This window comes from Corynebacterium sp. KPL2830, from assembly GCF_040225635.1.
GTDB lineage: Bacteria > Actinomycetota > Actinomycetes > Mycobacteriales > Mycobacteriaceae > Corynebacterium.
Genome location: NZ_JBEHFR010000012.1, coordinates 48,754 through 73,661, shown reverse-complemented (window position 1 = coordinate 73,661; position 24,908 = coordinate 48,754). Strand labels below are relative to the sequence as shown.

Here is a 24,908-nt window from a genome sequence, read left to right as displayed (position 1 = left end):
GACCAAGACAAACACACCACAACAACCCCCAAAACACTATGTGGTTTGAGGTTGGATTGTTGGGTGGACTTGTGAAGCGAGTAAACAAACAAAGTACACATTCTTGTGTGTCGCGTCCACTATGCAGTATCTGACACAACACCACACACGCAGTGGTGGGTAGTGTTCTTTTAGGTTTGTCGGTGGTTCATAGCTGCAGGGAAACGCCCGGTCCCATTCCGAACCCGGAAGCTAAGCCTGTACACGCTGATGGTACTGCAACCGGGAGGTTGTGGGAGAGTAAGTCACCGCCGACACCAAACAACAAACAACAACAAAATAAAGTTCGTACCGAAAAGGGGCAAGGACACCGATTCCAACGGTGTGCTTGCCCCTCTTCGTGATCCCTTGAGTTTTATGAGGTTAAGGTCTTTTAATGGGTACAGGATTGGGGATGGTCCTCGTGTTCGCGGGAAAGCATGTTCATTTTGACTTCGCGATCAGCGAAGCAATTTCTAAAAATAGCGATGTCTGGAGCTAGCCATGTTATTTTAGGCCTTGGTGCCAAAGCTGCGGTGTGCTGGACATGAGGGGCTAAAACCTCTACTAAGGACTTTGCCGGCCAGGGTGTTGGCTTAGGGCTTAATGGGGAATGCTTCTCGGGACACGGTAGCGGGGATGGATGGCCGTGGATGTGTTTTCCGGACGGCTCCCTCGCAGGTTCGGTTGGGTCTGTGAGAGCATAGCGCCCTAGCTTAACCGGTTTTGGCTTTATCAATTTATCCATTGCTTGGTACGGATAGACGAGCGAGAGAAAATTAGGAGAACAGAAATGAGCCTCGGGCGGAGAATGCTGGTCATTGCGTTGGGTACCAACATTGCTACTCTTTGCGTCGTCAGTGCTGTTCTTTTAGTCGTTCTACCGAACGATGCACCGCGGTGGCTCATTTTTGGAAATATTGTTGTGTTCGTAGCGTGTGTTTACAACACGTACAAAGCAGTGACGGTCTGGCCAGCTGAAATGAAGGCTGCCACGGACAGCTGATTGATAAAAACTGGTAGGTTCCACGTTTTCAGTATCGAGTGCCAGAGTGCTCCAAGAAGGGCACTTCTTTGGTGCTTGGCATCGTTAGTGATGTATTAATCGGCGACGGCACCGTGGCTGGCTTTTCGTCCAACTGTTTGTGTTCAAACAATCAACAGTTCCGCATTGGGGCGTGTGCTATCGGTTGGACTTCTGCATGTTTTATCCAGCATGCGTTCGGCTCCACAGCGCGTGCTTTCTTCGGTCAGGCCCAACCCAGACTCGGCACTTCTTCAAAAGAAATCATAGCTAGGCCACGCCATTATTGCGGAAGTTCGTTTATTATCGTGTTCAAATACTTCTGTAGTTTGTCTTGCAAAAGTATGGCGGATAATTTATAGGCCGTTAGGAGAGTCATGGCGAAAGACAGCTCTGACCTAGGTGATCCCCAAGATATGCCAGAAAGAAGCGAGCACTATGCGCGAGGGGACTATGGCGCAGGACAGTTTGCCTATGGGCGCCAAGATGGCGGCTCGGGTCGGACCAAACAGGAGAGGTTGAGCCCTGAACCAAATAATGGTGTTAAGCTGCCTGGTTTGGTCCGACTTTGCTTCATTATTTCTGGCATTTGCAGCTTATTTTTAATTGTCGGCTACTTCCAAACCTGGGGAGGGTCGACTTAGGGGGCTATGGTTCCTTTTCCTACACTGCGCGGCAAACGCAGGGCATTATCAACTTGTACCTCGGATCCCTCGCGATTGCTTATAGCTTGGTCGGCAATGATCTGAGCGGGCTGCGGGGAGCCAGATGGCGCGGTGCTCCTACGCTCGTGGCGGCCGTAGCTTCTTTCTGGGCCGCTGATCATGGGTGGCAAGGCTTTACTGCGAATTTAGGAGACGTTGATGGAAGGTTGTTCTCGGTCGAGATGGGGACCGGGCTTATCTTGGTACTGTCAGCATCGACTGCGATGATCGTCTGCGGTGTCGTTGTTCTGATATGCGATAGGAACATGAAACCTGTTGAGAATGGCAATGGGGTTTTCTCTCCCCAGAGGGGGTATAGCGCTCCGGACGACTCCGGAGAACAATCGCTCGACTTTAGTGATCTGAATTTTGATGACACGAGGCGAGAAGAATAGCGGTCGAAGGTGCCGGGAGACTAAAGCAGGTTGTGCGTGGCCAATGGAAGGCCTGAGATGAAATGACGCGGCTTTCCGCTGAGTGGATCCGTGAATTCTAAGTCCGTTGCTGTTAAGTGCATGGGAACGGACATGTCTTCAGATTCCTCAGGGAAAATTGTAGGGTAGACAGGATCGCCGAGGATCGGTATGCCCGCCTGCCACATGTGCAGCCGCAATTGATGGGTCTTCCCAGTCTGTGGTTTGAGGGTGTAAATGCCGAGGTCAGCTAGTGAACCGTGAACTTTTTCGTAAGGGGCCTTATCAATGGGTTCTACCGATTCTAGTGTTGTGAAAGCATTTGGTTCACCATCTGCTATTCGTCCTTGGATTTCACCAGGCGTTTTAGTTAGGTGGGAGGACCATTGGAGGGGCGTCGGCAAGCGGCGGAATTCCGCGACTGCCTGGTAGGTCTTGTGGACTTTCTTTTCTGCAAAGAGGGACTGGTAGGCGCCGCGGGCCTCTTTGCGCTTGGTAAAAAGAAGCAAGCCCGATGTGAGCCGGTCGAGGCGGTGAGCCGGCACTAATTCGTTGTTTCCGGTGGAGCGGCGGAGGCGAACGGTGGCGGTTTCGACGATGTGGCGGGCGCGCGGCATGGTGGCCATGAATGGGGGCTTATCGGCTACCAGAATGTTGTCATCTTCATAGATGATGGGGATGTCATAGGGCACGGGTGTTTCTGGGGCGGGTATGCGGTAGAAGAAAACATCAACATCTTTGCCGAGCACGCTACCTGGCTTTAGGGGAGTTTGATCGCGCAGGACTACCTCGCCCGCGGTGAATCGGTCATACAGTGCCTGTGCATCATCATTGGGGTGGCGATGACGCTGGGAGGATATGACTTCGCTGAGAAAATCCCAGGTGCTGAGACCTTCCTCCGGCGTACGTACGCGCGTAGGGTTGAGCCCATTTTTAATAGGCAAAGGGCTGAATCCTTTTTTGTGATGTATTAGTGTGTTTGACATGGATATTAATTCTCTCGCGGACCAGGTGCTGGCCTTTTTCGATGACGGAATTGGCGCGGTGATGAGGGACGTATTCCGAATGCTCCTCGAAATTTTCTCTCCGTCCAATTCTGATCCTGCAACTGTCAACCATTAAGCCTAATCCGTACTATAATTAAGTTATAACCACCGAAAGGAAAGATCATGGCTAAGGAAGACATTGTAGTCGTCGCCGTCGACGGCTCTGACGCCTCAAAGAACGCCGTCCGTTGGGCAGCAAATACGGCGATGAAGAGGGAAATCCCCCTGCGCATCGCATCGAGCTACACCATACCGCAGTTCCTGTATGCAGAAGGTATGGTCCCGCCGAAGGATCTCTACGATGACTTGCAGGATGAGACCCTAGAAAAGATCGAGGAAGCTCGTGCAATCGCTCACGAGGTCGCCCCAGAGCTCAAGATTGGGCACACCATCGCAGAGGGCTCCCCCATCGACATGCTCTTGGAGATGTCTCATGACGTCACCATGGTCGTGATGGGTTCGCGCGGCATGGGTGGCCTGTCCGGCATGGTCATGGGCTCTGTTTCCGCCGCGGTTGTTTCCCACGCCGTTTGCCCGGTAGTGGTGGTTCGTGAAGATAATAATGTCACCGATTCCACCAAGTACGGCCCAGTTGTCGTTGGTGTGGACGGTTCCGAGGTCTCTCAGAAGGCCACCTCCTATGCTTTCCGCGAGGCCCAGGCTCGCGGCGCGGCCCTAGTAGCCGTGCACACCTGGATGGATATGCAAATCCAGGCATCCCTCGCTGGCCTTTCTGCAGCTCAATCTGAGTGGGCAGAAATTGAAAAGGAGCAGACCGAGGTACTGGAAGAAAACCTGAAGGAACCGCACGAAGAGTTCCCAGATGTTGAGGTGAAGAAGCAGATCACCCGTGACCGCCCCGTCCGCGCGCTGACGGAGGCTGCCGAGGGCGCGCAGCTTCTCGTCGTTGGTTCCCACGGCCGTGGTGGGTTCAAGGGTATGGTCCTTGGCTCTACCTCCCGCGCATTGCTGCAGTCTGCACCGTGCCCGATGATGGTGGTACGTCCAGACGACGAAGGCTAAATTTTTCACTAGCCTGACTTCCCAGCGCTCTTCTCCCGGCTTTTAGGTCGGGGTGGAGCGCTTCTGGTGTTTTAAAGCCACTTTGCTATACAAATGTATCGCATTTGTTATCGCCACTTGAGTCACAGGGGTTTAAACTGGGTGGTATTCGATAGGTTTATATTAGGAGGAAATCATGGGACTAGGTTTGGGTCTATTTACTTCAATCATTGTTGGTATCATTGCCGGTTGGCTGGCAGAGAAGATTATGAAGCGTGACCACGGGCTATTCACCAACCTAGTGGTGGGTGTTGTCGGCGGCCTCATCGGTGGCATCATCATCCAGCTACTGAATATTGAGGCTAGCGGTGGTTGGATCTTCTCCATCGTTGCGGCCACCGCGGGCGCTTGCCTTTTGCTGTGGATTGTGGACAAAGTGAAGCAATAGTCCGCATATAATTAGCGTACATACCGGTTTGTCTATAAAGTGTAGATGAACCGGTTTTGTCGTTGTAGAGAGGAATCCATGGCAGAGAAGAAGTCGCGCCGCAATCGCCCCAGCCCGCGGAGTCGATTGCTGGAATCTGCAACAAAGCTCTTTAAAACTGAGGGCATTCGCGTCATCGGTATTGACCGAATCTTGCGCGAAGCGGATGTGGCCAAGGCATCCCTATATTCTTTGTTTGGCTCCAAGGATGCCTTGGTCATTGCCTACGTAGAATCTTTGGACGAGCAGTTCCGCCAAGACTGGGAGCAGCGGACGGCTGCCATGCAGGATCCGGACCAGAAGATTTTGGCCTTTTTTGACAAGGTCATTGAGGAAGAGCCGGAAGAAGGATTCCGCGGTTCGCACTTCTTGAATGCAGCGGGCGAGTACCCACGGCCTGAAACGGATTCGGAGCGTGGCATCGTCGCGGCTTGCATGCAGCATCGCAATTGGGTGCATTCCACCCTGACGGCTCTGTTGACGGAGCGCAACGGCTATCCTTCGGCCTCCCAAGCAAGCCAGCTCTTAATTTTCCTCGATGGCGGTCTTGCCGGAGCCCGCCTGACCAAGGAAGCCGGGCCCCTATATACGGCCCGCGAGCTGGCTACTCAGATGCTTTCGGCTCCTCCTGCTGATTATTCGATTTAAGGTACTTGCGTGCCTCAATGCGCAGCCGGTTGACCCGCTTTTTCTCCTCCTTGGAAAGAGCGGGTTGTTTTTCTTTATTCCGCCAATTTTGCAGGCTCTCGCGACGCATCGCATTCACTTCATCTGTAAGCGGGTAGAACTCGCGCAGCATGATTTCGAAGATGATCGTCTGAATGAGGGTGATCCAATATGCACAGCCCCAATAAATAATGATTGCGACGGGAATGGGGCCATTATGAGCCAGGTGCCAGAGGAAAAAGGGCACGATGATGAGCAAGATGCCCATGAAAATGAATATGCGGCGGTTCAGTTTGAGATCGAACTGCGTGGTGCGGAAGCTGCGGATGAGGGCGATGATGGAATTCGCCATGGTAAAGACGATGGCCGCAATAAGGACGGGATTGAGGAGATCGCCGTGTTCGCGGGCGAAATCAGTGATCGGGGCGCCGTAGAAAATGGTTTCACGAAAGGCGGCGACGTCGTCAGCATTGAGCATGCCGACGGTCTTTGAGTCCTGATCGATCTTCGACATCCGAAGGATCACTTGGTACAAACCAATGAAAACCGGAATCATGATGAGCGGTGGGATGCAGCCAGCAGCAGGTTTGTAGTTATAGCTCTTCATGAGGTCCTGCTGATTTTTAATGAGCGCAGCCATTTCCTCTTTGGTGCTGGCCTGGTTCATTTCCTTGGAGATATCGTTATTCTCCGGCCGCATGAGAACGCCGATGCGTGCGGAGCGCAGCGACATCCAGTTGAGGGGGATGACGATGCCCCTCACGGTGAGCACCAAAAGGAAAATGGAGACAAGCCACGCAGCGGATTCATCAACGAAGCCGCTGATCAGCCAATGCCAGAATTTCATGATTCCGGAAACCGGGTACATGAAGAACTCGAACATGGTTTTCCTTTCGGTGAGGAAGTATGGTTTAGAACATGACAAAAGTTCTGGGCGAACTCATGCTAACCATTGGTTTGGTTTTAGTTCTATTTGCATTCTATGAAGCCTATTGGACGAATGTGGAATCAGGGCGCTTACAAGATGAAGCTAATGCAAAATTAGAAGAGCAGTGGCGCAATCCCCGGGAGAAAATGAACCCAGATTTGGGAGATGCCTTCGCACAGATGTACATCCCGGCCTTTGGCTCGGATTATCACTTTGCCATCATCCAAGGCACGGACGACGATGATCTTTTACGCGGCCCGGGCCACTATGAGGACACACAAATGCCAGGTGAGACGGGAAATTTTGCGGTGGCTGGGCACCGCGTGGGCAAGGGTGCCCCATTTAATGATTTGGGTTCTTTGCACACCTGCGATGACATCATCATCGAAACCCAAACGGAAAAGATTACCTACAAGGTGCTGCCCATCGATGGCGAGCATGCGGATTGCTTCGATGAGGTACCTGATGAATATAGCCATGTTGCCGGCAGGCACATCACCACGCCTGGCGATGTCTCAGTGATCGACCCCGTGCCGGGAACTGAAGCGGATCCCACGCAGGGAATGCTGACTCTGACCACCTGTCACCCACAATTTTCCAACGCCGAGCGCATGATCGTGCACGCGATGGAAGTTGGAAAGGAAGCTAAGTAATGTATCGCGCTTTGTGGAATCTATTGCCAGGGCCGAAGCCAGTGAAGGCGCTACTCGCCATCGCCATTGTGGTGGGAGTGTTCTTCCTCCTCATGGAGGTCGTATTCCCCTGGGTGTCGCCGATGATGCCCTATAACGACGTCGCGGTTTAAAGCCCTAAATTGGCAATGGCTTCCTGGGCAATCTGCTCGGACTTGAAGGTCTGTTGCTGATTGCTCCACACCAGCACCGCGTGGGTGTCCTTTTGCACAGCATAGACGGCCTGCTCATTGATGATGCCCCGTCCGCCTTCCCAGCCTGCAAAGGAGGCGGGCTCGGTGGCATCGATTGGCGCTGCCCAATCCACCGCGGCGCGGGCGTCTTCTACGGTGGGCATATCGCGCACGATGACGGTAGCTTGCGGGTGGTCCTGATAGGACCAGAAGACGCACGCGGGGGTGGGAAAGCGCGTGTCGATGCCCTGCTTGGTAAGGCGCTCACCATTGGTATTTTCTAACCAGCCGGGGTCGATATAAGGACAATCGCTCCACTCGTTGACCTCTGCGGTCTGTTCCACGTTGATGGCGGCGCTTTCCGATGCCACCTCGTCTCCCGGTTCGGCTTGGTCTGCTTGCTCGGTCTGGCATCCCGCGATCCCTATTCCGGTCAGTGTGAGAAGGACAAGTAGGCTTTTGCGCATGAGCTCCACACTAGATCGGGATACCGATGCGCTACGCACCGGTATCCACTTCTTAACGGCGGTCCTGCTGGTGGTGGGTATTTTTACGTCGGTGAAAATGCCGCTGTCCCAGTCCCTTATCAACCTATTGCTATTGGTGGGGTTCGCGGCCGTCTACTTTGCGGGATCGATCTATGCGGAGCAGTGGCCGCGGCCTATGCGCTACCTGTGGATAAGCATCCTCACGGTGTTATGGGGCGCGGATCTATTCGTGGCTCCCGCTGCCATCTACCTGGTATTCGTCATGTACTTTTTGTACCTGACCGTGCTGGATATGACTGCGGGTATCCTATGCGTGATTGGCGCTACCGTGCTCACCATCGTGGTGCAGATACCGGGAGGCCTGACCTTTGGCGGGGTGATGGGTCCGGCGGTCTCGGCACTGGTAACCGTGGCGATTACGTATGCGTTTCGCACCCTTTCGCGCATGAACCGGGAGCTAGTAGAAACCCGTACGCAGTTGGCGGCCACGGAGCGGGACGCCGGCATGGTGGCAGAGCGCCAGCGCATCGCCCACGAGATTCATGACACCTTGGCCCAGGGGTTGTCATCGATTCAGATGCTCCTGCACTCCGCCGACCGGGATCTTGATAAGGAAGACATTGCTGCCGCCCGCCGGCGCATTGAGCTAGCGCGGCGGGCCGCCGCGGATAACCTGCATGAGGCCCGTGCCATGATTGCGGCGCTGCAGCCGCCCACTCTAACGGAGACATCCCTTGAGGCGGCGCTGACGCGCATGGCGGAAAACTTCGCCGTTACGGCGGGGTTCCAGGTGGAGGTCGAAAGCGAGGGGGCTGAGCAACAGCTGCCGATGAAAATGGAGGCGGCGCTATTGCGGATTGCACAGGGGGCGGTGGGGAACATCGTCAAGCATGCCCATGCTAGCCGCGCCCGGATCACCGTCACCTATGAGACCGACGAGGTGCGCGTGGATGTGGTGGATAATGGGCAGGGTTTTGAGCCCGCGACGGTGGAAAGCGCGCCGGCGGGCTTGGGGCATATTGGCCTATCTGCTATGCGGCGCCGCGCGCAGGAGCTGGGCGGCGAGGTGGTCATAGAATCCGCGCCGGGGGAGGGCACGGCTGTGTCAGTTAGTATGCCCTTTGATAAGGCGGTAGATTAAACTTTTGGATGAGAAAAACATCGATAGGAGGGATGTCGTGATTCGGGTCCTTTTGGCAGATGACCACGAGATTGTGCGGCTGGGGCTGCGTTCGGTGCTCGAAGGTGCAGAAGATATCGACGTAGTGGGCGAGGTAGCGACGGCGGAGGCAGCGGTGTCTGCGGCACAAGCAGGCGGTATCGATGTCATCCTCATGGACCTGCGCTTCGGGGCGGGCCTGGAAGGAACGCGCGTTATGGGTGGCGTCGAAGCTACCGCGCAGATTCGCTCCACCATGAGCACGCCGCCCAAGGTGCTGGTCATCACCAATTATGACACCGATGCGGATATCCTCGGCGCCATCGAGGCAGGCGCGGTGGGCTACCTCCTAAAAGACGCCCCACCGCAGGAGCTTTTGGATGCCGTCCATTCCACGGCGGAGGGGGACTCGGCACTTTCGCCCATCGTGGCAGACCGCCTCATGACCCGAGTCCGCACGCCCCGCACCTCATTGACCCCGCGCGAGCTAGAGGTTTTGCAACTGGTGGCGGAGGGGGCCTCGAATCGGCAGATCGGTCAAGACCTCATGCTTTCTGAGGCCACGGTGAAATCCCACCTGGTGCACATTTATGACAAATTGGGTGTGCGCTCGCGTACCTCTGCGGTGGCGGCCGCCAGGGAACAGGGCGTGCTCTAAGCGTCTAGTGGGCGGAGTTGTAGGCGTCGATAATATCCTGGGGGATTTTGCCGCGGCGCGCTACGTCATGGCCCTGCTTTTTCGCCCACTCGCGGACCTTGCGGGGATCGACCTGTGGGGACTCGGCATCGGGGGCGGCATGTGCGGCCTCGACAAAGGGAGCGATTGCCTCATGGAAGCGGCGAGCATTGTCGCGGGATAGATCCATGATGTAGCTGCGCCCGTTGACGCTGAAGCGGACTACTTCTAATTCATCCTCACCAATGAGTTTATTATCAAGGTCATCATAAAATTGCGTGATTTCGCGGCGTGCCATAGTGCCTCCATGGTTTATTGCGTAGATATGTTGGACTAATACTGGAATTTGGAATCTGAATTAACTTTAATTCAATTCTACCAGTGTAGAAATTAATAGACAATAAAAATTTACTTATTGGCGCTTACGTATAAAAATATCGCCGCTACCTTAAAGAAAGGTGAACGGCGACTGGTGGAAAGAAAAGGAGAAATTAAGCGCCGAGGCGCTGTTGAATCTCCGCAGTAACGGAATCGATCTCTCCGCTAATGGTCTTATGTGCACGGCGACGCTGCTGCTCCGTCATGAATTCGGCGTTATCGATCGCGGAATCAACCTCCTCGAGGCGCTCGCGCACGTCCCGCTTGAAGCCGGCGGGCAGATCTACATCCTTGAGGGAATTACGGATGCCGGCGGTGCGGGCCTTGAGCGGCGCGCCGTAACCCGAAAAGGAGGCCATTTCTGCCGAACTTACGCCCGCCTTGTGAGCCTTGCGCTTTTCTTTTTCGGACTTAAGGCCCACGAATGCGCGATAAACGAGGGGAAGCAAAAGCGGGGCGGCGGTGCGCAGTGCGCCGGCATAGCGCTTGACCTTGCCGGCATTAAAGTGGCCCTCGCGCAACTTTTCCAGTTCTTTTTCCGCCATTTTCTGTTCGTGTTTACGGCGCTTTTTAAGGCCCTTTTCTTCGGCCTTGACGAGGTGCTTTTCTTGCTTGGCAAGGAGCTTTTGTTGACGGCGGCGATCCTTCGACTGGGCCTTTACTTCAGCCTTGGCGCGCGCCTTCGCCGCCTTGGCCTGCGCGCGCGCTTCTTGGCGAGCCTTTTTCAATTTCTTGAGGATACTCATAATTTTCCCTTACGTTTGATCGAGTCTGGATTCAACATTACCTTGCTGTTCTATTAAGCTCACCCGGTGTGGAGGATGTCGTTGTAGCTTCGGATCTCGTTGGGTGCCGCTATCGCTTGGTGCAGCGGCGCGCGCACCCGGAGATTCCGCGCACCCGATCCTCGATCGCTCGCGCCGAGCGCCACAGCGCCGCCGTAGACGCGGTGATGGAATTATTCCCGCGCAAAGCCCCTGGCCGTTTCCGGCGCATCGATCTAGAAGGCGATGATTGGGAACGCGCCATGGCAACGCTGGAGGCCCTGGCCTCCGGCTATACCCACATCACTAATGCGGTCTTTGCCACCGAAAAGTGGAAAGTGCATGTGGAATTGCTGCTGCGGGAGGCGGGCTCCTATACCCCCATTATTGTGAGCAACCACCGCGTCGCGCGCAAGCACCCAAAGAAAACCACGCTTGCCGTGCCCACCCACCGCCTTGGGTTGAGCGAGCCCATGGAGGTTCCGTACAAGGCCCGCCACCATGCCGTCGATGGCTATCGTTTGGCGCTTGCCGCCGAGGCCTTAGAGGACATGGGCCTGAACTCCGGGCGGGGCGGTGCCATTGGTCAGGACCGCCAGCAGGCTTTTTTCACGGAGACGGCGAAGTTTGACGTGCAGCGCGCCTGGGATAAGCCGCTTCCCACCGCACCGGTGCGGGTCAAAGAATGCGCGAGTTGCAGGTTCTGGCCCCTGTGCGAGCAAGAACTGGTGGCGGCGGACGATATTTCCCTTTTCTTACCGGGCGATCGCGCCCGCCCCTTCCGCGAGCGCGGGATTACCACGGTGCAGGCGCTTATCGATGCCAATGTGGGCGAGCCCTCCCGTCTCGCGGCCGCGTGGCGCTCTGGGCAGACGCTGTTGCGCCGCGGGGATACTTCGGTGCCGCGGGCGGATGTCGAGGTGGATGTGGACATGGAAGCCTACATGGACCAGGGTGCCTACCTGTGGGGTGCGTGGTTCGAAGGCGAGTACCACCCCTTCGTGACGTGGGAGCCGCTGGGCGGGCGCGCTGAGGCGGAGAACTTCGCCGAATTTTGGCGGTGGTTGATGCGGCTGCGCGATACGGCGCATGCAGAGGGCAAGACCTTTGCCGCTTATTGCTATTCCGCCCACGGTGAGAATCACTGGATGCGCCGCTCCGCGCAGCGCTTCCGGGATGTGGATGAACGGGAAGTAGAAGACTTTATCTCTTCCCCAGAGTGGGTGGATATGTTTGCCTACGTGAGGAGATCCTTCGCGGGGCCCTTTGGGCTGGGGCTCAAAGTGGTGGCCCCAGTGGCGGGATTCCGGTGGCCGGACGAGGACTTTGATGGCGAGGAATCCGTGAACGCTCGCCGGGAGGCCCTAGCGGGCGATATGAGCGTCCGGCAGCGCCTCTTGGACTATAACGCCGGGGATGTCCACGCCACACGGATAGTGCGCGAGTGGATGAGCGACGGCGCGCCGGGAATCCCGGAGCTCTAGAGCGCGGCAATAAAAATGTATATGAACAGCAGGATGCCAAGGCCGATATAGATTTGGTTCCAGTCCGCGATGGTCTTTGGCTCGGGACCTTCCGCCTTTTTCATTAGCACCTGCTTTTGGGCCTTGACCGCGCGGGCGATGAATATGGGGTAGACCGCCAAAGAGCCAATGCATAGCAGCGAGGCCACTACCTTGAGCACGGAGATATCCGTGCCTATCCAGATAAGCAGGCCGCCATTGACGAATGTGGCGCGCAACAGGCCCCACCGATCCAGCTCTTGCAGTCCCGCGCGGACCGCGCCGGGGCCACCGCCCATGGTGGTGGGAAGAAGATAGCTCATGACTCCGATGAGCAGCTGCGCCGCAAAACCCACGACGAGGCCGAGCGTGGGAAGCCCTGGTTCCGCAACGAGGAAGTGCTGCGTGGTGTAGTACGCCAGGGATAGCACCAGCCAGAGTGCGGCCATCAGCACCGAAACGGAGGCAAAGTTAACGCGATCGCGCGGTGCGCGGGCGACGTCGATGACATTGCCAAGCCACTGCTGCAGGCTTAGGATCCAGCCGATGCAATAGATAATCAGCCCGAGCTGCGGGAAGTTCAAAAATGCGCCAATGATCGTTGCCACCACGCCCAGAGTAAGCAGTAGGAACGAGGAGGACATGCGTTCATTGGTGCCCTGCGTGCGCCAGATGGTGGGAAAGAGGATGGTCAAAGAACCTGCCGCGGCAAGGCCGATGAAACCGCCGATATTGGCGGCGATATGGGCTAAGAGCAACTGCGGATCGCCCGGGTGAATGGACAGGATTGCGCCGAAGACCGCACCTACCGGCAGGCACAGCGCGGACAGCACATAGGCGCCGACAACTGGGCGGAAGCGCTTATCCTTAGCTGTTCGCCACTGGGTAAACAAGGACACCGCGTGCCATAAAACGGTGAGCGCGATAAGCGTGGCACCGATCTGGGTCAGTATCCAGTGATGATCCCAGAACTGCACGAGGATTTGGCCCGCCACGGCGATGATGATGCCGATATTGAGGATATAGATGCGCGCGAGCTGCTTGGGGCGGGCGGAATCCGGCAATTTTTGTTGCACGAATTTTTCAGTCAGGTGCTGCGACCACACCAGGATGCTGTTGGTGACTAGGCCCAACGTGAAGAGGTGGATTAGTACCCAGCGATAGTTGGGCACGAATATGTGCGCTGCGCCCACCACGATGAAGACCATCATCCAGATGGACACGGGGCGTGAGGCTTTGCGGTGCCAGGTGCGGCTCGACCACTTATCTTGAGGCATAAAACCGAGTTTAGTCGGATTTAACCTTGGTCCAAGTCAATGCCGTGAGAGCGAGCGCAAAGGCGGTGAAGCAGGCGATGAATTGGTGCCAGGTGAGGGCATCGAAAAGCACGCCTGCTAAGGCGCCCACGATGGAAGAGCCCAGGTAATAGCAGAAAACGTACATCGAGGACGCCTCGGCGCGGTCGTGGGTGGCCAGTTGCCCCACCCAGCCAGACGCGGTGGAGTGCACCGCGAAGAAACCAACGGTCAGGCACACCATGCCGATAAGCGTCATGACCAGGTTGCCGGCGCAGAGGATAATGCCCACGGTAAAGAGCGCGGCAGAACCGACCATGGTTTTACCGTGCCCAATGCGGGCGACCAGCGTGCCCGCCCGGGCCGAGGACCACGTGCCAGAGAGATAAAACAGGAAGGCAAAACCAGCTAGCGCCGGGGACAGGCCAAAATCCCCGGTTAGGCGGAAGGTGAGGAAGTTATACATGGACACGAACGTGCCCATGGATAAAAAGGCAACGATAAATAGCGTGGCGAGATCCTTATTTGCCCAGTGCCCAAAGACCGCGCTCAGCTCGGAGTGGAAGTGAATTGGCTTGGGGTGAAAATTTCGCTGGGCGGGCAGGAGGAGCCAGCAGGTAATGGCAAAGGCTAGGGAGACCACGGCGGAGCCGAGCAGAGCCCAGCGCCACGAGGAAAACTCCACGAGGCCCGCGGGAATGATGCGGCCGGTGAGCCCGCCCACGGAATTGCCGGCGATATAAAGGCCCATCGCCTTAGGCAAAGCGTGATCCTCGAGCTCTTCCGATAACCAGGCCATCGCCGTCGCCGGTGCTCCAGACAACATCGCGCCCTGCAGCCCGCGCAGGGCAATGAGCTGCCAGCCCTCTTGGGCCAGGGGCACCATGAGGCCCAAGATAGTGGCGGCGATGGCGGAAATGAGGAGGATGCGCCCGCGCCCATAGCGCTCAGAAAGAATGGACGCCGGAACCACACAGATGGCTAACGCGCCGGTGGCGGCCGAAACGGTCATGGCCGCCTCCGTGTGCGAGATGCCCATATCCGTTACCAACGTGGGCAAAATTGCTTGGGTGGTATAGAGGCTAGAAAACACCGCCAAGCCCAACAGGAGCATGGCGATGGTGGCGCGCCGGTTTCTGGTCATGCATACCAGCATTCTCTTCACGGGCGGCGGTGTAAATTGCGCCACACCCTTGATGGGGTTAGTGCAAGCATAAAAATGCCGCCCTTCCAGTAAGGAAAGGCGGCGGAAAGTAACTAAGTTAGAAGTTACTTCTTAGCTGCAGCGAAACGCTCTGCAACGTCGTCCCAGTTGAAGACGTTCCAAGCGGCCTTGACGTAGTCGCCCTTCACGTTCTTGTACTGCAGGTAGTAAGCGTGCTCCCACATATCGAGCATGAGCAGCGGGGTGAAGTCAACGGAAACGTTGCCCTGCTGGTCGGTGAGCTGCTCGATGATCAGGCGGTCAGCGATGTGGTCGTAACCCAGCACTGCCCAGCCAGAACCCTGCAGGGAGGTAGCGGCACCAGCGAAGTGTGCCTGGAACTTCTCGAAGGAACCGAAGTCGCGGTCGATAGCCTCTGCCAGCTCGCCGGTGGGCTGGCCGCCACCGTTCGGGGACAGGTTCTTCCAGAAGATGGAGTGGTTGGTGTGGCCACCCAGGTTGAATGCCAAGTTCTTGGACAGGGCGCGGATACGGTCTGGGTTAGCCTCGCCGTTGCGCTCTTCTTCCAGTGCCTCGAGGGCAGCGTTAGCACCCTTCACGTAGGTTGCGTGGTGCTTGTCGTGGTGGAGCTCCATAATCTCTGCGGAGATGTGTGGCTCCAGTGCGTCGTATGCGTATGGGAGGTCAGGAAGTTCGTAAACAGCCATTTGTGTAATCCTTTCTTCGGGTACGTGTCCCGATGATAGGCACGATCGAAAGATTTCGCCATGATTAATTTGAAATCTGCAATTACAGCGAATATTTAGTGGCCCGGGAATCTATTTTCCCAGTACAACGTTATTAAGGGAAATGGAGAAAGGAGCTTTACCTGATGTGGATGTTTAAACCAGAGCCGAAGATGGTGGCTGCGGAAGATGCCTTGCCGGGCCGCAGCGAGCCGGTCTTGGACCCAGCCCCGCACGCGGTGCTAAATACCCCAATTACCGGTCCGTGGAAGGACGGCCAGAAATCGATCTTGATTGCCCTGGGCTGTTTCTGGGGCGCGGAGAAGATGTTTTGGGAGACCGATGGCGTCGAGTCCACCTCGGTTGGCTACGCCGGTGGCACGACTCCGAATCCCACGTATTATGAGGTCTGCCGCGGGCAAACCAACCATGCAGAAACCGTCGAGGTCACCTATAACCCGGAGAAGATCTCCTTGCGCGAGCTCGTGGTGAAGGCACTGGAAGCCCACGATCCGACGCAGGGCTTCCGCCAAGGAAATGACGTGGGCACGCAGTACCGCTCCGCGTTTTATCCCCGCACCGAAGAAGAGCGGGAAGAGATCCAAGCAATCGTGGATAGCTACGCGGATAAGCTCAAAGAATTTGGTTTTGGGGAAACCACGACGGAAGTAAAGCGCTTAGCTGATACGGACTCTGGCGAGTACTACTTGGCCGAAGACGAGCACCAGCAGTACCTGCACAAGGTGCCGAACGGATACTGCCCGCACCACAGCACCGGTGTGAAGTGCGATTAGGCGTCGAGCCGGATAAATCCGGCGATTTTGCCGGCTAACTTTGAAGTGAGGTTCAGGCGCGATTGGGAGCCTAGGACCTCGTCCCAGTACCAGAGCATTTCCTGAAAGTAGTTATGCCCGTGGCCACCTGGGACGTTCAGGGAGTTGATCTGGTCCAGGCCAATCTGCCACCAAGTAATAAACGGCGCCCAGCGCAGGTGGCGGAGCGTATCCGCCCGGAGTGTCTCCGGTTGGGGTTCGTGCATCCAGGTGGGACGCCGGAACATCAGGTTCAGGTCCCACCACACGATGGCATCGGAGGCATGCTGGGCGATGAGCACGCGAGGTCGGCGCCAGCTGGAAGGAAAATCGTTGCCAAAGGCATCGTGGCGCGAGTGTTCCGGTTGGGCAACAAAGCGGACGTGTTGCCCGTCATCGATGACGGGGAGCCGCTCGAGCGAGCCGATATCGCGGCGCAGGCGCTGGGTAAAGTGCGTCATCCGCGGTGGGCCAGAAAAGACCGCGCCGCTGCAGGCGGCCAGGAGTTCTTCCTTGTTCTGGAAGTTATCCATAATGGCGTAGGCACCCAGGGATTCCCCCGCAAGGTAGAGCCGCGGGCGGTCTTCTTCCGGGAGCTTGTCAATTTCTTCTTGGACCACGGAAATGAGCTCCGCGGCGGCGCGCTTGGGCGCGTTTTTATCCACGAGGTAGGCAAAAACCGAGGGCAGGTAGGAATACTGCATGGTGACGGTGACGCAATCACCGGCGGTCAAAAACTCATAGGAGCTCGCGCCCCAGTTATTGATCCACCCGGATCCCGCGGGCATCTGAATGACGATGGTATCCCGGCGCAGCGCACCGGTGCGCTGCAATTCTGAGCGCACCTTCTTCGCCGCCTGGGCAAAAGAACGCCCTGGGATATAGCCGGCATAAATGCGGATGGGTTCTTTGGCGGGAGCGCCGGTGATGCTGCGAATATCGCGGGCGCGCGGGCCGTTGGAGACAAACCGCCGCCCCTGTTGCCCCAGCGCGGACCAAGGTTCAAGTGACCACGGGCTGCCGGAGCGCTCCGGCTCCCAGGGCATCGACGTGCCGGGAAAGATTTGTTTATTCAGGCGCTGGGCCTTGTGGGAGAGCGAACGGATCCAGCGCCGGAATACCACGCGGTCCGATAGCCCCACCGCGGCCACCGTTAGGCCTGCGGTAACGACCGGCCAGGCCACGAGTGCTGGAACCCAGCGGCCCAATTGGCGCGATAGTTTGGTCACGGTCAGTTGTGCGGCCTCGCCCACCAAGAGCAGCGCGCCGTATCCGGCGGTGCCGGCGGCTAGGCCGATGGCCGCGGTAGCCGGACCGCGAACCAATTGCTTATTGACCAAACCCGCCTGCTTTTCCTGGTTGCGCAGTGAGAGCGCCGCGTTGAAGGCGGTGCCGGCGCCAATCGCTAAGTGCAAAATCTGGCGGTGCTGCGGGCCCAAGCGGTCTTGGGGACGCTTGCCCAGCCGGTTGAGCACGAAACTCGTCGTGGCCGCCCCGAGGTGCCCGATGGCCTGGCCGATAGATACATTCGCTGCCGTCACCCACCACGGGCGGGGCAGCAAGGACGGCGATACCGCGGCCCACGTGGCCAGCTCTGCGCCTAAGATTCCGGCCGACATATGGGGCGGCAACGTCTGCCGGCTGGTCATGCGGACGACGGGCGTGAGATCCGCGACTACGCCAAGAGAAATTAGTGCAGCGCGGCTGAAGGCGCGTTTCATGGTTGCCCATTATCCCAGAACATGCCTCGTTGCGCAGTGTGAAACATTCCGCATGCAAAACCCCGCCCGGCGTTGCACAATGGGGTCATGGCAAATCATGTAGGAAATAAAGTCGTTCTCATTGGCGCGGGTGACGTGGGAGTCGCTTACGCCTACGCACTTGTCAACCAGAGCATCGTCGACCACCTGGCCATCATCGACATCGATGAGCGGAAGCTGGAAGGCAATGTCATGGACCTCAACCACGGTGTGGTCTGGTCGCCACAGCGTACCCGCGTCACCAAGGGCACCTACGAAGATTGTGCGGACGCTGACATGGTCGTCATCTGCGCCGGCGCCGCCCAAAAGCCCGGCGAAACCCGCCTTGACTTGGTGGATAAGAACGTCAAGATCATGAACAGCATCGTCGGAGATGTCATCGCTAATGACTTCGACGGCATTTTCTTGGTCGCCACCAACCCGGTCGATATCCTGACGTATGCAGTATGGAAGGCCTCCGGCTTTGACCACAAGCGGGTCATCGGCTCCGGTACGATTCTGGACTCCGCGCGCTTCCGCTACATGCTGGGTGAATTGGAGGGCGTGGCCCCGAAGTCCGTGCACGCCTACATCATTGGTGAGCACGGCGATTCTGAGCTGCCCGCCGTCTCCACCGCGAATGTCGCCGGTGTCCCGCTTTCGCAGAAGCTGGAAAAGGATCCGGAATACGCCGAGCGCATTGAAAAGATCTTTGAAGAAACCCGCGACGCCGCCTACTCCATTATCGATGCAAAGGGGTCGACCTCCTACGGCATCGGCATGGGGCTGGCGCGCATTACCGCCGCGATCATCCAAAACCAGGACGTGGCGCTTCCCGTCTCGGCCTACCTGCAGGGCGAGTACGGCGTGGAAGACCTCTACATCGGTACCGCGGCCATCGTGAACCGCACCGGCATCGTTCGGCCGGTAGAGCTGCAGCTCAACGAGCACGAAAAGGAACGCTTCGACGCTTCTGCAAAGACGCTCAATGACATCAAAGAGAAGTTCTTCGGCTAGTGCACATCGTCGCGCATAGGGGATATTCCGGAAAATATCCGGAGCTATCCCCCTTAGCTTTTGAAAAGGCCATGGAGCTTCCCATCCATGGCGTGGAGTGCGATGTGCGGTTAAGCCGCGATGGCAAGGTGGTGGTCCAGCACGATCCCACCTTGGAGCGAACGACGGGGCGCGCCGGGCGGGTTTCGGCGATGGACTGGCAGGAGCTGAGCGAGGTCGACATCGGCAAGGGGCAGCGCATGATGCTTCTCGATGACCTCCTGGCCATGCTGGGGGACAAGCCCCACCACCTTTATATTGAAACCAAGCACCCCTCCGGGCAAGGTAGCGCCTTGGAAAAGCGGGTCATGGAACGACTGCGCGCCGCCGGGCTCGATGAGGATCCGCGCATTCACGTTATTTCCTTTTCCCACAAAGCCATCCGGCGCATGAAGATTTTGGCACCGCATATTGACCGCATTTACCTGCGCCGAGACTGGGAACGCCATTTTAATCGCTCGGATTTCATGTGGTCGCGGCCGAGCGCCCTGGGGGTTTCCCTGCTGCGCGCCAAGATGCAGGCGGCCATTATCGGCGCGCAGGGCTTGCCCACGTATATGTGGACCGTTGATAAGCCGGAGGACATGAAGTGGGCCTGGTCCAATGGCGTGGACATGCTTGCCACCAATCAGCCGGAGGTGGCCCTGCGCGCTATTGAGCTGTAGGCAGGTATCTTGGAGGCATGGCCAAGAAGAAAAAGAAACAAGAAGACCTGCCTGAGGGCATGTCCCGCCGTCAGGCGAAGCTTGCTGCCCGCGCCAAAGAGCGCGCCGCCTTGGAAAAAGACCCGCGCCCCTATAGCGGCCTCGCAGCGGAGGCCTCCCTTGTTGCCATGCAAGAGTTCGTGCCTTCTGCTTTTGCGAAGCTCGACGTGAAGGGCTGCGATAGGAACGTCTACGTCTCCACCGTCCTCCCGGGCGCCACCGCGGCGCTGATCCGCGATGAGGAATTCGGCGGCGATGCTTTTGTGGCACTCCAGGTGCAGTCCCACACCCACAACCCTGGCCGGGATCTGGCCTTCGCCCTGAACTGGGTCAAGAACAACGAGCCAGGCTCTACCTTGGAATCGACCGCGGCCGATGGCTCGCAGCCGGCGCTTAGTGAGCTTATCGATGCCGCAACCACCCTCGACATCGAAGTCCACCAGGACTTCAGTTGGTGGATTCCGGAAGGCGCGCAGGTCACCCCTGAGGTATCGCAGTCCATGCGCGCCGCCAATGATTCGGTTATCGAATCCCACCAGGTGGGCAACAACATTACCGGCACCGCCTTTTGGGCCAATGCCGGCGGCGGCAAAGCGCACGTGCGCTGGGTGCGCCCGAACGACGATGAGGCCGCGTTCCTCAATGCCCTGGCGCGAGTCGCCGCGCGCGGCGAGCTGAACTTGGGCGAGGACACCAAGTTCGCCGGAGTATTCCGCACCCACGGCCTCATCGCTCCCGTCTTTGACGTGCAGCCCGAGGTTGATTGCTCCTCTTATGAGGACAAGCTCGCGGGCGTAGATAAGGCCTTGGAAGAAGAAATCTCCAATGATGCGCAATTGAACGCAGAAGAGCGCAAGCAGCTAGAAAACATCAAGTCCCGCCAGGTGACGTTGCGCTAAACGCACCACATCAAAGCGGCCCTTTCCCTATAAAACGAGGAGGAAAGGGCCGCTTTCTTCGCAATCTAGCTAGGATGGGTTAAGGCATGAACAAGAAAAACTCAGGGCCGCGGTGCATAGCCTGGGCTTTCGCAGCCGCCAGCGCAATAGCCTTCATGCTTGGCATAATTAGGATGCTTTCTATGGATCCTGTGGAATGGAGAATTTACCCTGAATTCTTCATAGCAACCACACTTGTTAGTTTCTCAATAACGTTTTTTCGATACGAAGATTGAGTTCAGGCCTATTTCATGGAGTCCCAGAGTTGTTGGGCACCTTCATCGTCCCAGAGCACGACATTGCCCACGACGGTGTCCTGGAACCCGCCAATGGGAACGGTTTCCGTGTCCACGCCGGAGCCCATCGCAAGCGCCACGCGGGCCAGGTGCCATACGTGGTCGCCATCGCCCACGATGAAGGAGGAGGCGGTGTGGTTAATCAGGGAAATCGACCGGAAGGGGTTAATCAGCGTGGCCGGGGAGGTGATCTTATCTAGCAGCGCCGCGAAGAATTCGCGCTGGCGCTGCACGCGGTCGAGGTCGCCCATCGCGGTGGCGCGGGTGCGCACATAACCCAGCGCATCGCCGCCCTCAAGCTTCTGGCAGCCTTCTTGCAGATCGATGCCCGCCAGGGGGTCATTGATGGGCTCTGCCACGCAGATATCAACGCCACCGACGGAATCGACCACATTGGCCAAACCACCCATGCCGATTTCGGCATAGTGGTCAATGTGCAGGCCAGTATTGCCCTCCACGGTTTGTGCTAAGAGCTTTGGCCCGCCGTAGGCAAAGGCGGCGTTGATCTTATCCATGCCGAAGCCGGGTACTTCCACGTAGCTATCGCGCGGAATGGAGACCAGCTGGGCTTGGCCGGAGCGCGGGATATGCAAGAGCATGATGGTATCGGTGCGTCCCTCGCCCACATCGCCACCGGTGCCGAGGGCTTGTTGGTCTTCTTCGGATAGGCCCTGGCGGGAATCGGATCCCACCAACAGCCAATTGGTGCCGGAGGTATTGGCCACCTGCTCATCCGGGAGGGCATCCACGCGGGTCAGGCGAGTATCGGCCCACAGTGCGAAGATGAGGCTGCAGACCACGACGACGAGGACAAAGATGCCGGCGCACCCAAAGAACCGCTTGACCGGATTGGTCTTTTTCCGGCGGCTGTGCGGCTTAGAGTGGCGGCGAGGCGGTTGCTGCGCTTGTTGTGGCTGGTAGCGCTGTTGCAGCTGCTGCGGCGATTGCGGCTGCGATCGCCGTGGTGGCCGCTGTGGTGGCTGCTGCGCGGAACGCTGCTGGGCCCGGTACTGGCTGGGGTAGCGGGTAGGGGTTTCCTGGCGCGGGATGTGCTGCTGCGGCTCGGCACGATTCGTGCGCGGCCGGCGGCGGATGGGCCGACCGTAGCGGTCCTTGAGGGGACGGCCATCGGCCCCAAGGACGAACTCACTGGATGAGCTATCGCCAGCGCGGCGCGCCTCCCGATGCGGATCTCGTCCTGATTCAGTCATGCGCTATACCTTACAAGGCGCCGGCCAATTCCCCCGTTTTCCTCGCGAGCACGCCACACTTAAAGTACGGAAAGGCCGAAGGAATAGCCGAGGAAAGCGATCGCATCGATAAGAAAGTGCGCGATGACAAGTGGCCACACCCGGCCGGTGCGGTGATAGTAGTAGCCGTAGATTACGCCCATGATGATATTGCCAAAGCCGGCCGATACCCCCTGGTACAGGTGATATGAACCGCGCAGAATGGAGCTTGCCGCCAAGGCGGCCGGCAGCGTCCAGCGCGCTTGGCGCAGCCTGGTCATTAGCCACATGACCACCACGGTCTCTTCCGCAAAGGCATTGGCGGCGGCCTTGATGAGGGAGACCGGAATCTCTAACCACGCATTATCGAAGTCACCGGGGATGACCTCTTTGCTCCAGCCAAACTGCACTGCGACGAAATACAAAACTAGGCCCGGGATGCCGATGAGCGCGGCAAGTCCCGCGCCGTGCAACCAATCAGAGGCGCGGTAGGCGGCCGGTTTAATGTGGTCTTGTGCCAGCAGGAAAATCACCAGCGCACCATAGGCAAAAAGGACCGCCGCCGAGCACAATTGCAGGCCCAAATCCACCCACGCCAGGCTGGATTGGCTGGAGTTGAGCGTGACGGATTGCTCATTGAGCGCCTGCGGAGCAGCCAGCGAATTGATCAGCCGCAACACCGCCCTGACCCCGGAAATACCAAAGGTCAGGGTGAGGACGATGAGCAGCTCGGCGCGTAGTTTCTTGGTCATGGGTGTAGGATGTGGGCGAGGCCTAAAAGTTGGGCATCGGAAAGCGTAATGCCTCCCACATGCACGCCGACGGGCGGGTGCGCGGGGATGGCCCAAGGAACGGAGATGGCGGGCAATTGGGCCATATTAAACAGCGAAGCCCACGGGGACCAGCGCGTTTGGGCGTCGAAATTCTCCGCGTGCGGAAGGGACAGGAAATGCCCCCGCGGCGGGGGATCCGCGGTGAGCATGGGCGTGATAATGGCATCGACCCGCCACTGCTGCGCAAGAAGCTCCGGGAGGTGGCGGACATGGCGCTGCGCCGCGCTCAGCTCGGCGGCGGATACGGTAGCGCCTTGCTGGGCCACCCAAGCCGCGTAGCCCTCTGCCTGCGGCAGCCCCACAAACCGGGAGGTAAAGATCTCGCGGAAATGCGCAAACGTGGCCCCTGCCTGCGGATAAGGCGCAATGGGGACGACCTCGAACCCCGCAGCGCGCAGACGATCCGCGGCCTCGCGTGCCGCCCGCAGGTGGTGGGACTCTACCCGAGTCGCGGCAAATAGGGGCTCAAGCAACAGCCCAATGCGGGCGCGCGGGGTGATCATGCGGTGGCCGCGCAGAAAGGCATTATCGGCCACGGTGCGGGTGATGAAACCCTCCGCGCCCAGGTTGCTGCCCGCAGGCTTAAAGCCCACGACCCCGCAGGCCGCCGCGGGAACGCGAATGGAACCGCCGCCATCGCTGGCCTGCGCCGCGCGCACGAGGCCGCGGGCTACCTGGACGGCCGCGCCGCCAGAAGAACCGCCCGGGGTGCGTCCTGGATAAAGGGGATTATCGGGGTGGGGAAGATCCACCGGCTCGGTATCGACGCGCAAGCCCAACTCCGGGGTGGAGGACTTGCCAATGAATATCGCGCCCTGCTTTTCCAATGTCGCGATGAACGGCTCGCTGACCGCGGGATAGTACGTGCGCTTGGCATTGCCCAAAGTGGTGGGCATGCCCGCGACATCGTTGAGATCCTTTGCAGATAGGACCCACCCGCGCAGCCGTCCGGTGCGGGTAGCCGCGCGCGGCAGATCCAGGTAGGTAAAACCGTGCTCTGCGGGGCCCATGCCCTGCACATCCGCGCGCAGTCGTTCTATGGAAAAGTCCATGGCGCACCAGTCTAGTGGGCTAAGGTGACGGGCATGACTACAACCATCGCTTTCTTAGGCCCCGCCGGTACGTTCACGGAGGCCGCCGTGCACAAATTCGCCGCCGAGTGGGAAGCGCGCGGGAAGACCGTGGAGACCCTGCCGGTGGACTCGCCATCAGCGGCGGTGGCGGCCGTGCGCGCCGGGCAGGCCGATTATGCCTGCGTCGCCATCGAAAATTCCGTGGATGGTGCGGTGACGACGACCTTTGATGCACTGGTAGAAGGCGATCCCGTACAGATTTACCGCGAGGTAGATATCCCCGTTACCTTCAGCATCATGACCCGCCCGGGAACGAAAGACATCGCGCGCCTGAGCACGCACCCGGTGGCCTTCCAACAAATCCGTGGCTGGATAACGGAGAACGCGGCGGGCGTGGAATTCGTGCCGGCTAGCTCGAATGCGGCGGCGGCGCAGGCCGTAGCGCGCGGCGAGGTCGACGCGGCGGCGGCACCAGCGCGGGCGGCAGAAATCTTCGGCCTAGAAACCAGGGCGAGCGGCGTGGCCGACGTGCAGGGAGCGGCCACCCGCTTTGTACTGGTGGGCCTGCCGGGGCGCCCGACCGCGCGCACCGGCCAGGATCGCACCAGCGTCATTTTCACCTTGCCCAACCAACCGGGAACCCTGGTGGGGGCCTTACAAGACTTTGCCCATCGCGGGGTGGATCTCTCCCGGATCGAGTCGCGGCCGACGCGCCAGACCTTTGGCACCTACCGCTTCTATGTGGACTTGATTGGGCATATCGATGACCAGCCGGTTGCTGAGGCCCTGCGCGCGGTGTGGTTGCGGGCGGAGGAACTGCGCTTTTTGGGCTCTTGGCCCACCGCGACGCCCGCCGGCCATCCACCGCGGGACTTGGCTGAGGCGGATGCCTGGGTGGCGAGGGCGCGCAGGGGTCAATAATC

General features: G+C 58.4%; 26 protein-coding genes and 1 rRNA gene. 15 read left to right on the top strand and 12 right to left on the bottom strand.

Annotated features, from left to right (window positions below; all coding sequences use genetic code 11):
* Positions 1-178: 178 nt before the first annotated feature.
* Positions 179-296, top strand: a 5S ribosomal RNA gene (rrf, locus tag ABRP87_RS05895).
* Between the two features lie 1,865 nt (positions 297-2,161).
* Here rrf and ABRP87_RS05890 read toward each other — a convergent pair.
* Positions 2,162-3,208, bottom strand: coding sequence for a pseudouridine synthase (locus tag ABRP87_RS05890; protein ID WP_502879285.1), 1,047 nt, complete (start codon positions 3,206-3,208; stop codon positions 2,162-2,164).
* Between ABRP87_RS05890 and ABRP87_RS05885 the strand changes: the two genes are divergently transcribed.
* The 4 genes from ABRP87_RS05885 (at position 3,144) to ABRP87_RS05870 (ending at position 5,342) form a co-directional block, all read left to right on the top strand.
* Complete coding sequence (locus ABRP87_RS05885) at positions 3,144-3,281, top strand: hypothetical protein (protein ID WP_349868044.1); 138 nt, start codon at positions 3,144-3,146, stop codon at positions 3,279-3,281. The genes ABRP87_RS05890 and ABRP87_RS05885 overlap by 65 nt on opposite strands.
* Before the next feature lie 47 nt (positions 3,282-3,328).
* A complete protein-coding gene (locus tag ABRP87_RS05880; protein WP_349868043.1) occupies positions 3,329-4,228 on the top strand; it encodes a universal stress protein in 900 nt (299 codons plus the stop codon).
* Between the two features lie 175 nt (positions 4,229-4,403).
* On the top strand, positions 4,404-4,655 hold the full coding sequence (locus tag ABRP87_RS05875) for a GlsB/YeaQ/YmgE family stress response membrane protein (RefSeq protein WP_239269337.1): 252 nt from the start codon (positions 4,404-4,406) through the stop codon (positions 4,653-4,655).
* A gap of 78 nt (positions 4,656-4,733) precedes the next feature.
* A complete protein-coding gene (locus ABRP87_RS05870; RefSeq protein WP_005279669.1) occupies positions 4,734-5,342 on the top strand; it encodes a TetR/AcrR family transcriptional regulator in 609 nt (202 codons plus the stop codon).
* On the opposite strand, the gene yidC is transcribed toward ABRP87_RS05870, so the two are convergent.
* Positions 5,299-6,243 (bottom strand): membrane protein insertase YidC, encoded by a 945-nt coding sequence (yidC, locus tag ABRP87_RS05865; RefSeq protein WP_349868042.1) that lies wholly within the window; start codon positions 6,241-6,243, stop codon positions 5,299-5,301. The genes ABRP87_RS05870 and yidC overlap by 44 nt on opposite strands.
* A 35-nt stretch (positions 6,244-6,278) precedes the next feature.
* On the opposite strand from yidC, the gene ABRP87_RS05860 reads away from it, so the two are divergent.
* Together ABRP87_RS05860 and ABRP87_RS05855 are read left to right on the top strand one after the other, a co-directional pair.
* A complete protein-coding gene (locus tag ABRP87_RS05860) occupies positions 6,279-6,941 on the top strand; it encodes a class E sortase (protein WP_284849696.1) in 663 nt (220 codons plus the stop codon).
* Positions 6,941-7,093 carry a hypothetical protein gene (locus ABRP87_RS05855; RefSeq protein ID WP_239269333.1) on the top strand — a complete coding sequence of 51 codons (153 nt, stop codon included), beginning with the start codon at positions 6,941-6,943 and terminating at the stop codon, positions 7,091-7,093. Before ABRP87_RS05860 ends, ABRP87_RS05855 begins: the two co-directional genes overlap by 1 nt.
* Here ABRP87_RS05855 and ABRP87_RS05850 read toward each other — a convergent pair.
* Positions 7,090-7,620 carry a DUF2020 domain-containing protein gene (locus tag ABRP87_RS05850; protein ID WP_239269332.1) on the bottom strand — a complete coding sequence of 177 codons (531 nt, stop codon included), beginning with the start codon at positions 7,618-7,620 and terminating at the stop codon, positions 7,090-7,092. The genes ABRP87_RS05855 and ABRP87_RS05850 overlap by 4 nt on opposite strands.
* Here ABRP87_RS05850 and ABRP87_RS05845 point away from each other — a divergent pair.
* Together ABRP87_RS05845 and ABRP87_RS05840 are read left to right on the top strand one after the other, a co-directional pair.
* Entirely contained in the window at positions 7,619-8,782 is a 1,164-nt protein-coding gene (locus tag ABRP87_RS05845) for a sensor histidine kinase (protein ID WP_349868041.1), read from the top strand. The two genes, ABRP87_RS05850 and ABRP87_RS05845, sit on opposite strands and share 2 nt — an antisense overlap.
* 37 nt (positions 8,783-8,819) lie before the next feature.
* Positions 8,820-9,458, top strand: a complete 639-nt coding sequence (locus ABRP87_RS05840) for a response regulator (protein WP_349868040.1) — start codon at positions 8,820-8,822, stop codon at positions 9,456-9,458.
* A gap of 4 nt (positions 9,459-9,462) precedes the next feature.
* Here the strand turns inward: ABRP87_RS05840 and ABRP87_RS05835 are convergent, their stop codons facing one another.
* Positions 9,463-9,774 (bottom strand): histone-like nucleoid-structuring protein Lsr2, encoded by a 312-nt coding sequence (locus ABRP87_RS05835; RefSeq protein WP_239269329.1) that lies wholly within the window; start codon positions 9,772-9,774, stop codon positions 9,463-9,465.
* A gap of 193 nt (positions 9,775-9,967) precedes the next feature.
* On the bottom strand, positions 9,968-10,600 hold the full coding sequence (locus tag ABRP87_RS05830; protein WP_349868039.1) for a DUF6474 family protein: 633 nt from the start codon (positions 10,598-10,600) through the stop codon (positions 9,968-9,970).
* Positions 10,601-10,668: 68 nt separating this feature from the next.
* On the opposite strand from ABRP87_RS05830, the gene ABRP87_RS05825 reads away from it, so the two are divergent.
* Complete coding sequence (locus ABRP87_RS05825) at positions 10,669-12,102, top strand: TM0106 family RecB-like putative nuclease (protein WP_349868038.1); 1,434 nt, start codon at positions 10,669-10,671, stop codon at positions 12,100-12,102.
* Here ABRP87_RS05825 and ABRP87_RS05820 read toward each other — a convergent pair.
* The 3 genes from ABRP87_RS05820 to ABRP87_RS05810 form a co-directional block, all read right to left on the bottom strand.
* Positions 12,099-13,397, bottom strand: a complete 1,299-nt coding sequence (locus ABRP87_RS05820; protein ID WP_349868037.1) for a copper oxidase — start codon at positions 13,395-13,397, stop codon at positions 12,099-12,101. The genes ABRP87_RS05825 and ABRP87_RS05820 overlap by 4 nt on opposite strands.
* A gap of 10 nt (positions 13,398-13,407) precedes the next feature.
* Positions 13,408-14,559: an MFS transporter gene (locus ABRP87_RS05815; RefSeq protein ID WP_349868036.1), complete on the bottom strand. Its 1,152-nt coding sequence runs from the start codon at positions 14,557-14,559 to the stop codon at positions 13,408-13,410.
* 125 nt (positions 14,560-14,684) lie between these two features.
* The gene (locus ABRP87_RS05810) at positions 14,685-15,287 is read right to left on the bottom strand and encodes a superoxide dismutase (protein WP_005279684.1); all 603 of its coding nucleotides are present in this window, start codon (positions 15,285-15,287) and stop codon (positions 14,685-14,687) included.
* A 164-nt stretch (positions 15,288-15,451) separates the two neighbouring features.
* Here ABRP87_RS05810 and msrA point away from each other — a divergent pair, with 164 nt between their 5' ends.
* Positions 15,452-16,099: a peptide-methionine (S)-S-oxide reductase MsrA gene (gene msrA / locus ABRP87_RS05805; RefSeq protein ID WP_239269324.1), complete on the top strand. Its 648-nt coding sequence runs from the start codon at positions 15,452-15,454 to the stop codon at positions 16,097-16,099.
* Here msrA and ABRP87_RS05800 read toward each other — a convergent pair.
* The gene (locus ABRP87_RS05800) at positions 16,096-17,838 is read right to left on the bottom strand and encodes an alpha/beta-hydrolase family protein (RefSeq protein WP_239269323.1); all 1,743 of its coding nucleotides are present in this window, start codon (positions 17,836-17,838) and stop codon (positions 16,096-16,098) included. The two genes, msrA and ABRP87_RS05800, sit on opposite strands and share 4 nt — an antisense overlap.
* Before the next feature lie 87 nt (positions 17,839-17,925).
* On the opposite strand from ABRP87_RS05800, the gene ABRP87_RS05795 reads away from it, so the two are divergent.
* Genes ABRP87_RS05795 through ABRP87_RS05785 form a run of 3 tightly spaced genes read left to right on the top strand, consistent with a single transcriptional unit; the run spans position 17,926 to position 20,515 of the window.
* Complete coding sequence (locus ABRP87_RS05795; protein ID WP_349868035.1) at positions 17,926-18,873, top strand: L-lactate dehydrogenase; 948 nt, start codon at positions 17,926-17,928, stop codon at positions 18,871-18,873.
* Positions 18,873-19,577, top strand: coding sequence for a glycerophosphodiester phosphodiesterase family protein (locus tag ABRP87_RS05790; protein ID WP_239269321.1), 705 nt, complete (start codon positions 18,873-18,875; stop codon positions 19,575-19,577). The genes ABRP87_RS05795 and ABRP87_RS05790 overlap by 1 nt, the downstream gene beginning before the upstream one ends.
* A gap of 17 nt (positions 19,578-19,594) precedes the next feature.
* Positions 19,595-20,515, top strand: a complete 921-nt coding sequence (locus ABRP87_RS05785) for a DUF5926 family protein (RefSeq protein ID WP_349868034.1) — start codon at positions 19,595-19,597, stop codon at positions 20,513-20,515.
* 283 nt (positions 20,516-20,798) lie between these two features.
* Here the strand turns inward: ABRP87_RS05785 and ABRP87_RS05780 are convergent, their stop codons facing one another.
* Genes ABRP87_RS05780 through ABRP87_RS05770 form a run of 3 tightly spaced genes read right to left on the bottom strand, consistent with a single transcriptional unit; the run spans position 20,799 to position 23,964 of the window.
* Positions 20,799-22,061, bottom strand: coding sequence for an LCP family protein (locus ABRP87_RS05780; RefSeq protein ID WP_349868033.1), 1,263 nt, complete (start codon positions 22,059-22,061; stop codon positions 20,799-20,801).
* 59 nt (positions 22,062-22,120) lie between these two features.
* On the bottom strand, positions 22,121-22,831 hold the full coding sequence (locus ABRP87_RS05775; protein WP_349868032.1) for a CPBP family intramembrane glutamic endopeptidase: 711 nt from the start codon (positions 22,829-22,831) through the stop codon (positions 22,121-22,123).
* Positions 22,828-23,964, bottom strand: a complete 1,137-nt coding sequence (locus tag ABRP87_RS05770; RefSeq protein WP_349868031.1) for an amidase — start codon at positions 23,962-23,964, stop codon at positions 22,828-22,830. The genes ABRP87_RS05775 and ABRP87_RS05770 overlap by 4 nt, the downstream gene beginning before the upstream one ends.
* A 33-nt stretch (positions 23,965-23,997) precedes the next feature.
* On the opposite strand from ABRP87_RS05770, the gene pheA reads away from it, so the two are divergent.
* On the top strand, positions 23,998-24,906 hold the full coding sequence (gene pheA / locus ABRP87_RS05765; protein ID WP_349868030.1) for a prephenate dehydratase: 909 nt from the start codon (positions 23,998-24,000) through the stop codon (positions 24,904-24,906).
* Positions 24,907-24,908 lie beyond the last annotated feature (2 nt).

Coding starts and splice junctions, on each gene's coding strand:
- ABRP87_RS05885 (WP_349868044.1), top strand. CDS start 3,144: ATGGATATTAATTCTCTCGCGGACCAGGTGCTGGCCTTTTTCGATGAC.
- ABRP87_RS05880 (WP_349868043.1), top strand. CDS start 3,329: ATGGCTAAGGAAGACATTGTAGTCGTCGCCGTCGACGGCTCTGACGCC.
- ABRP87_RS05875 (WP_239269337.1), top strand. CDS start 4,404: ATGGGACTAGGTTTGGGTCTATTTACTTCAATCATTGTTGGTATCATT.
- ABRP87_RS05870 (WP_005279669.1), top strand. CDS start 4,734: ATGGCAGAGAAGAAGTCGCGCCGCAATCGCCCCAGCCCGCGGAGTCGA.
- yidC (WP_349868042.1), bottom strand. CDS start 6,243: ATGTTCGAGTTCTTCATGTACCCGGTTTCCGGAATCATGAAATTCTGG.
- ABRP87_RS05860 (WP_284849696.1), top strand. CDS start 6,279: ATGACAAAAGTTCTGGGCGAACTCATGCTAACCATTGGTTTGGTTTTA.
- ABRP87_RS05855 (WP_239269333.1), top strand. CDS start 6,941: ATGTATCGCGCTTTGTGGAATCTATTGCCAGGGCCGAAGCCAGTGAAG.
- ABRP87_RS05845 (WP_349868041.1), top strand. CDS start 7,619: ATGAGCTCCACACTAGATCGGGATACCGATGCGCTACGCACCGGTATC.
- ABRP87_RS05850 (WP_239269332.1), bottom strand. CDS start 7,620: ATGCGCAAAAGCCTACTTGTCCTTCTCACACTGACCGGAATAGGGATC.
- ABRP87_RS05835 (WP_239269329.1), bottom strand. CDS start 9,774: ATGGCACGCCGCGAAATCACGCAATTTTATGATGACCTTGATAATAAA.
- ABRP87_RS05830 (WP_349868039.1), bottom strand. CDS start 10,600: ATGAGTATCCTCAAGAAATTGAAAAAGGCTCGCCAAGAAGCGCGCGCG.
- ABRP87_RS05820 (WP_349868037.1), bottom strand. CDS start 13,397: ATGCCTCAAGATAAGTGGTCGAGCCGCACCTGGCACCGCAAAGCCTCA.
- ABRP87_RS05815 (WP_349868036.1), bottom strand. CDS start 14,559: ATGACCAGAAACCGGCGCGCCACCATCGCCATGCTCCTGTTGGGCTTG.
- ABRP87_RS05810 (WP_005279684.1), bottom strand. CDS start 15,287: ATGGCTGTTTACGAACTTCCTGACCTCCCATACGCATACGACGCACTG.
- msrA (WP_239269324.1), top strand. CDS start 15,452: ATGTGGATGTTTAAACCAGAGCCGAAGATGGTGGCTGCGGAAGATGCC.
- ABRP87_RS05800 (WP_239269323.1), bottom strand. CDS start 17,838: ATGAAACGCGCCTTCAGCCGCGCTGCACTAATTTCTCTTGGCGTAGTC.
- ABRP87_RS05795 (WP_349868035.1), top strand. CDS start 17,926: ATGGCAAATCATGTAGGAAATAAAGTCGTTCTCATTGGCGCGGGTGAC.
- ABRP87_RS05785 (WP_349868034.1), top strand. CDS start 19,595: ATGGCCAAGAAGAAAAAGAAACAAGAAGACCTGCCTGAGGGCATGTCC.
- ABRP87_RS05780 (WP_349868033.1), bottom strand. CDS start 22,061: ATGACTGAATCAGGACGAGATCCGCATCGGGAGGCGCGCCGCGCTGGC.
- ABRP87_RS05775 (WP_349868032.1), bottom strand. CDS start 22,831: ATGACCAAGAAACTACGCGCCGAGCTGCTCATCGTCCTCACCCTGACC.
- ABRP87_RS05770 (WP_349868031.1), bottom strand. CDS start 23,964: ATGGACTTTTCCATAGAACGACTGCGCGCGGATGTGCAGGGCATGGGC.
- pheA (WP_349868030.1), top strand. CDS start 23,998: ATGACTACAACCATCGCTTTCTTAGGCCCCGCCGGTACGTTCACGGAG.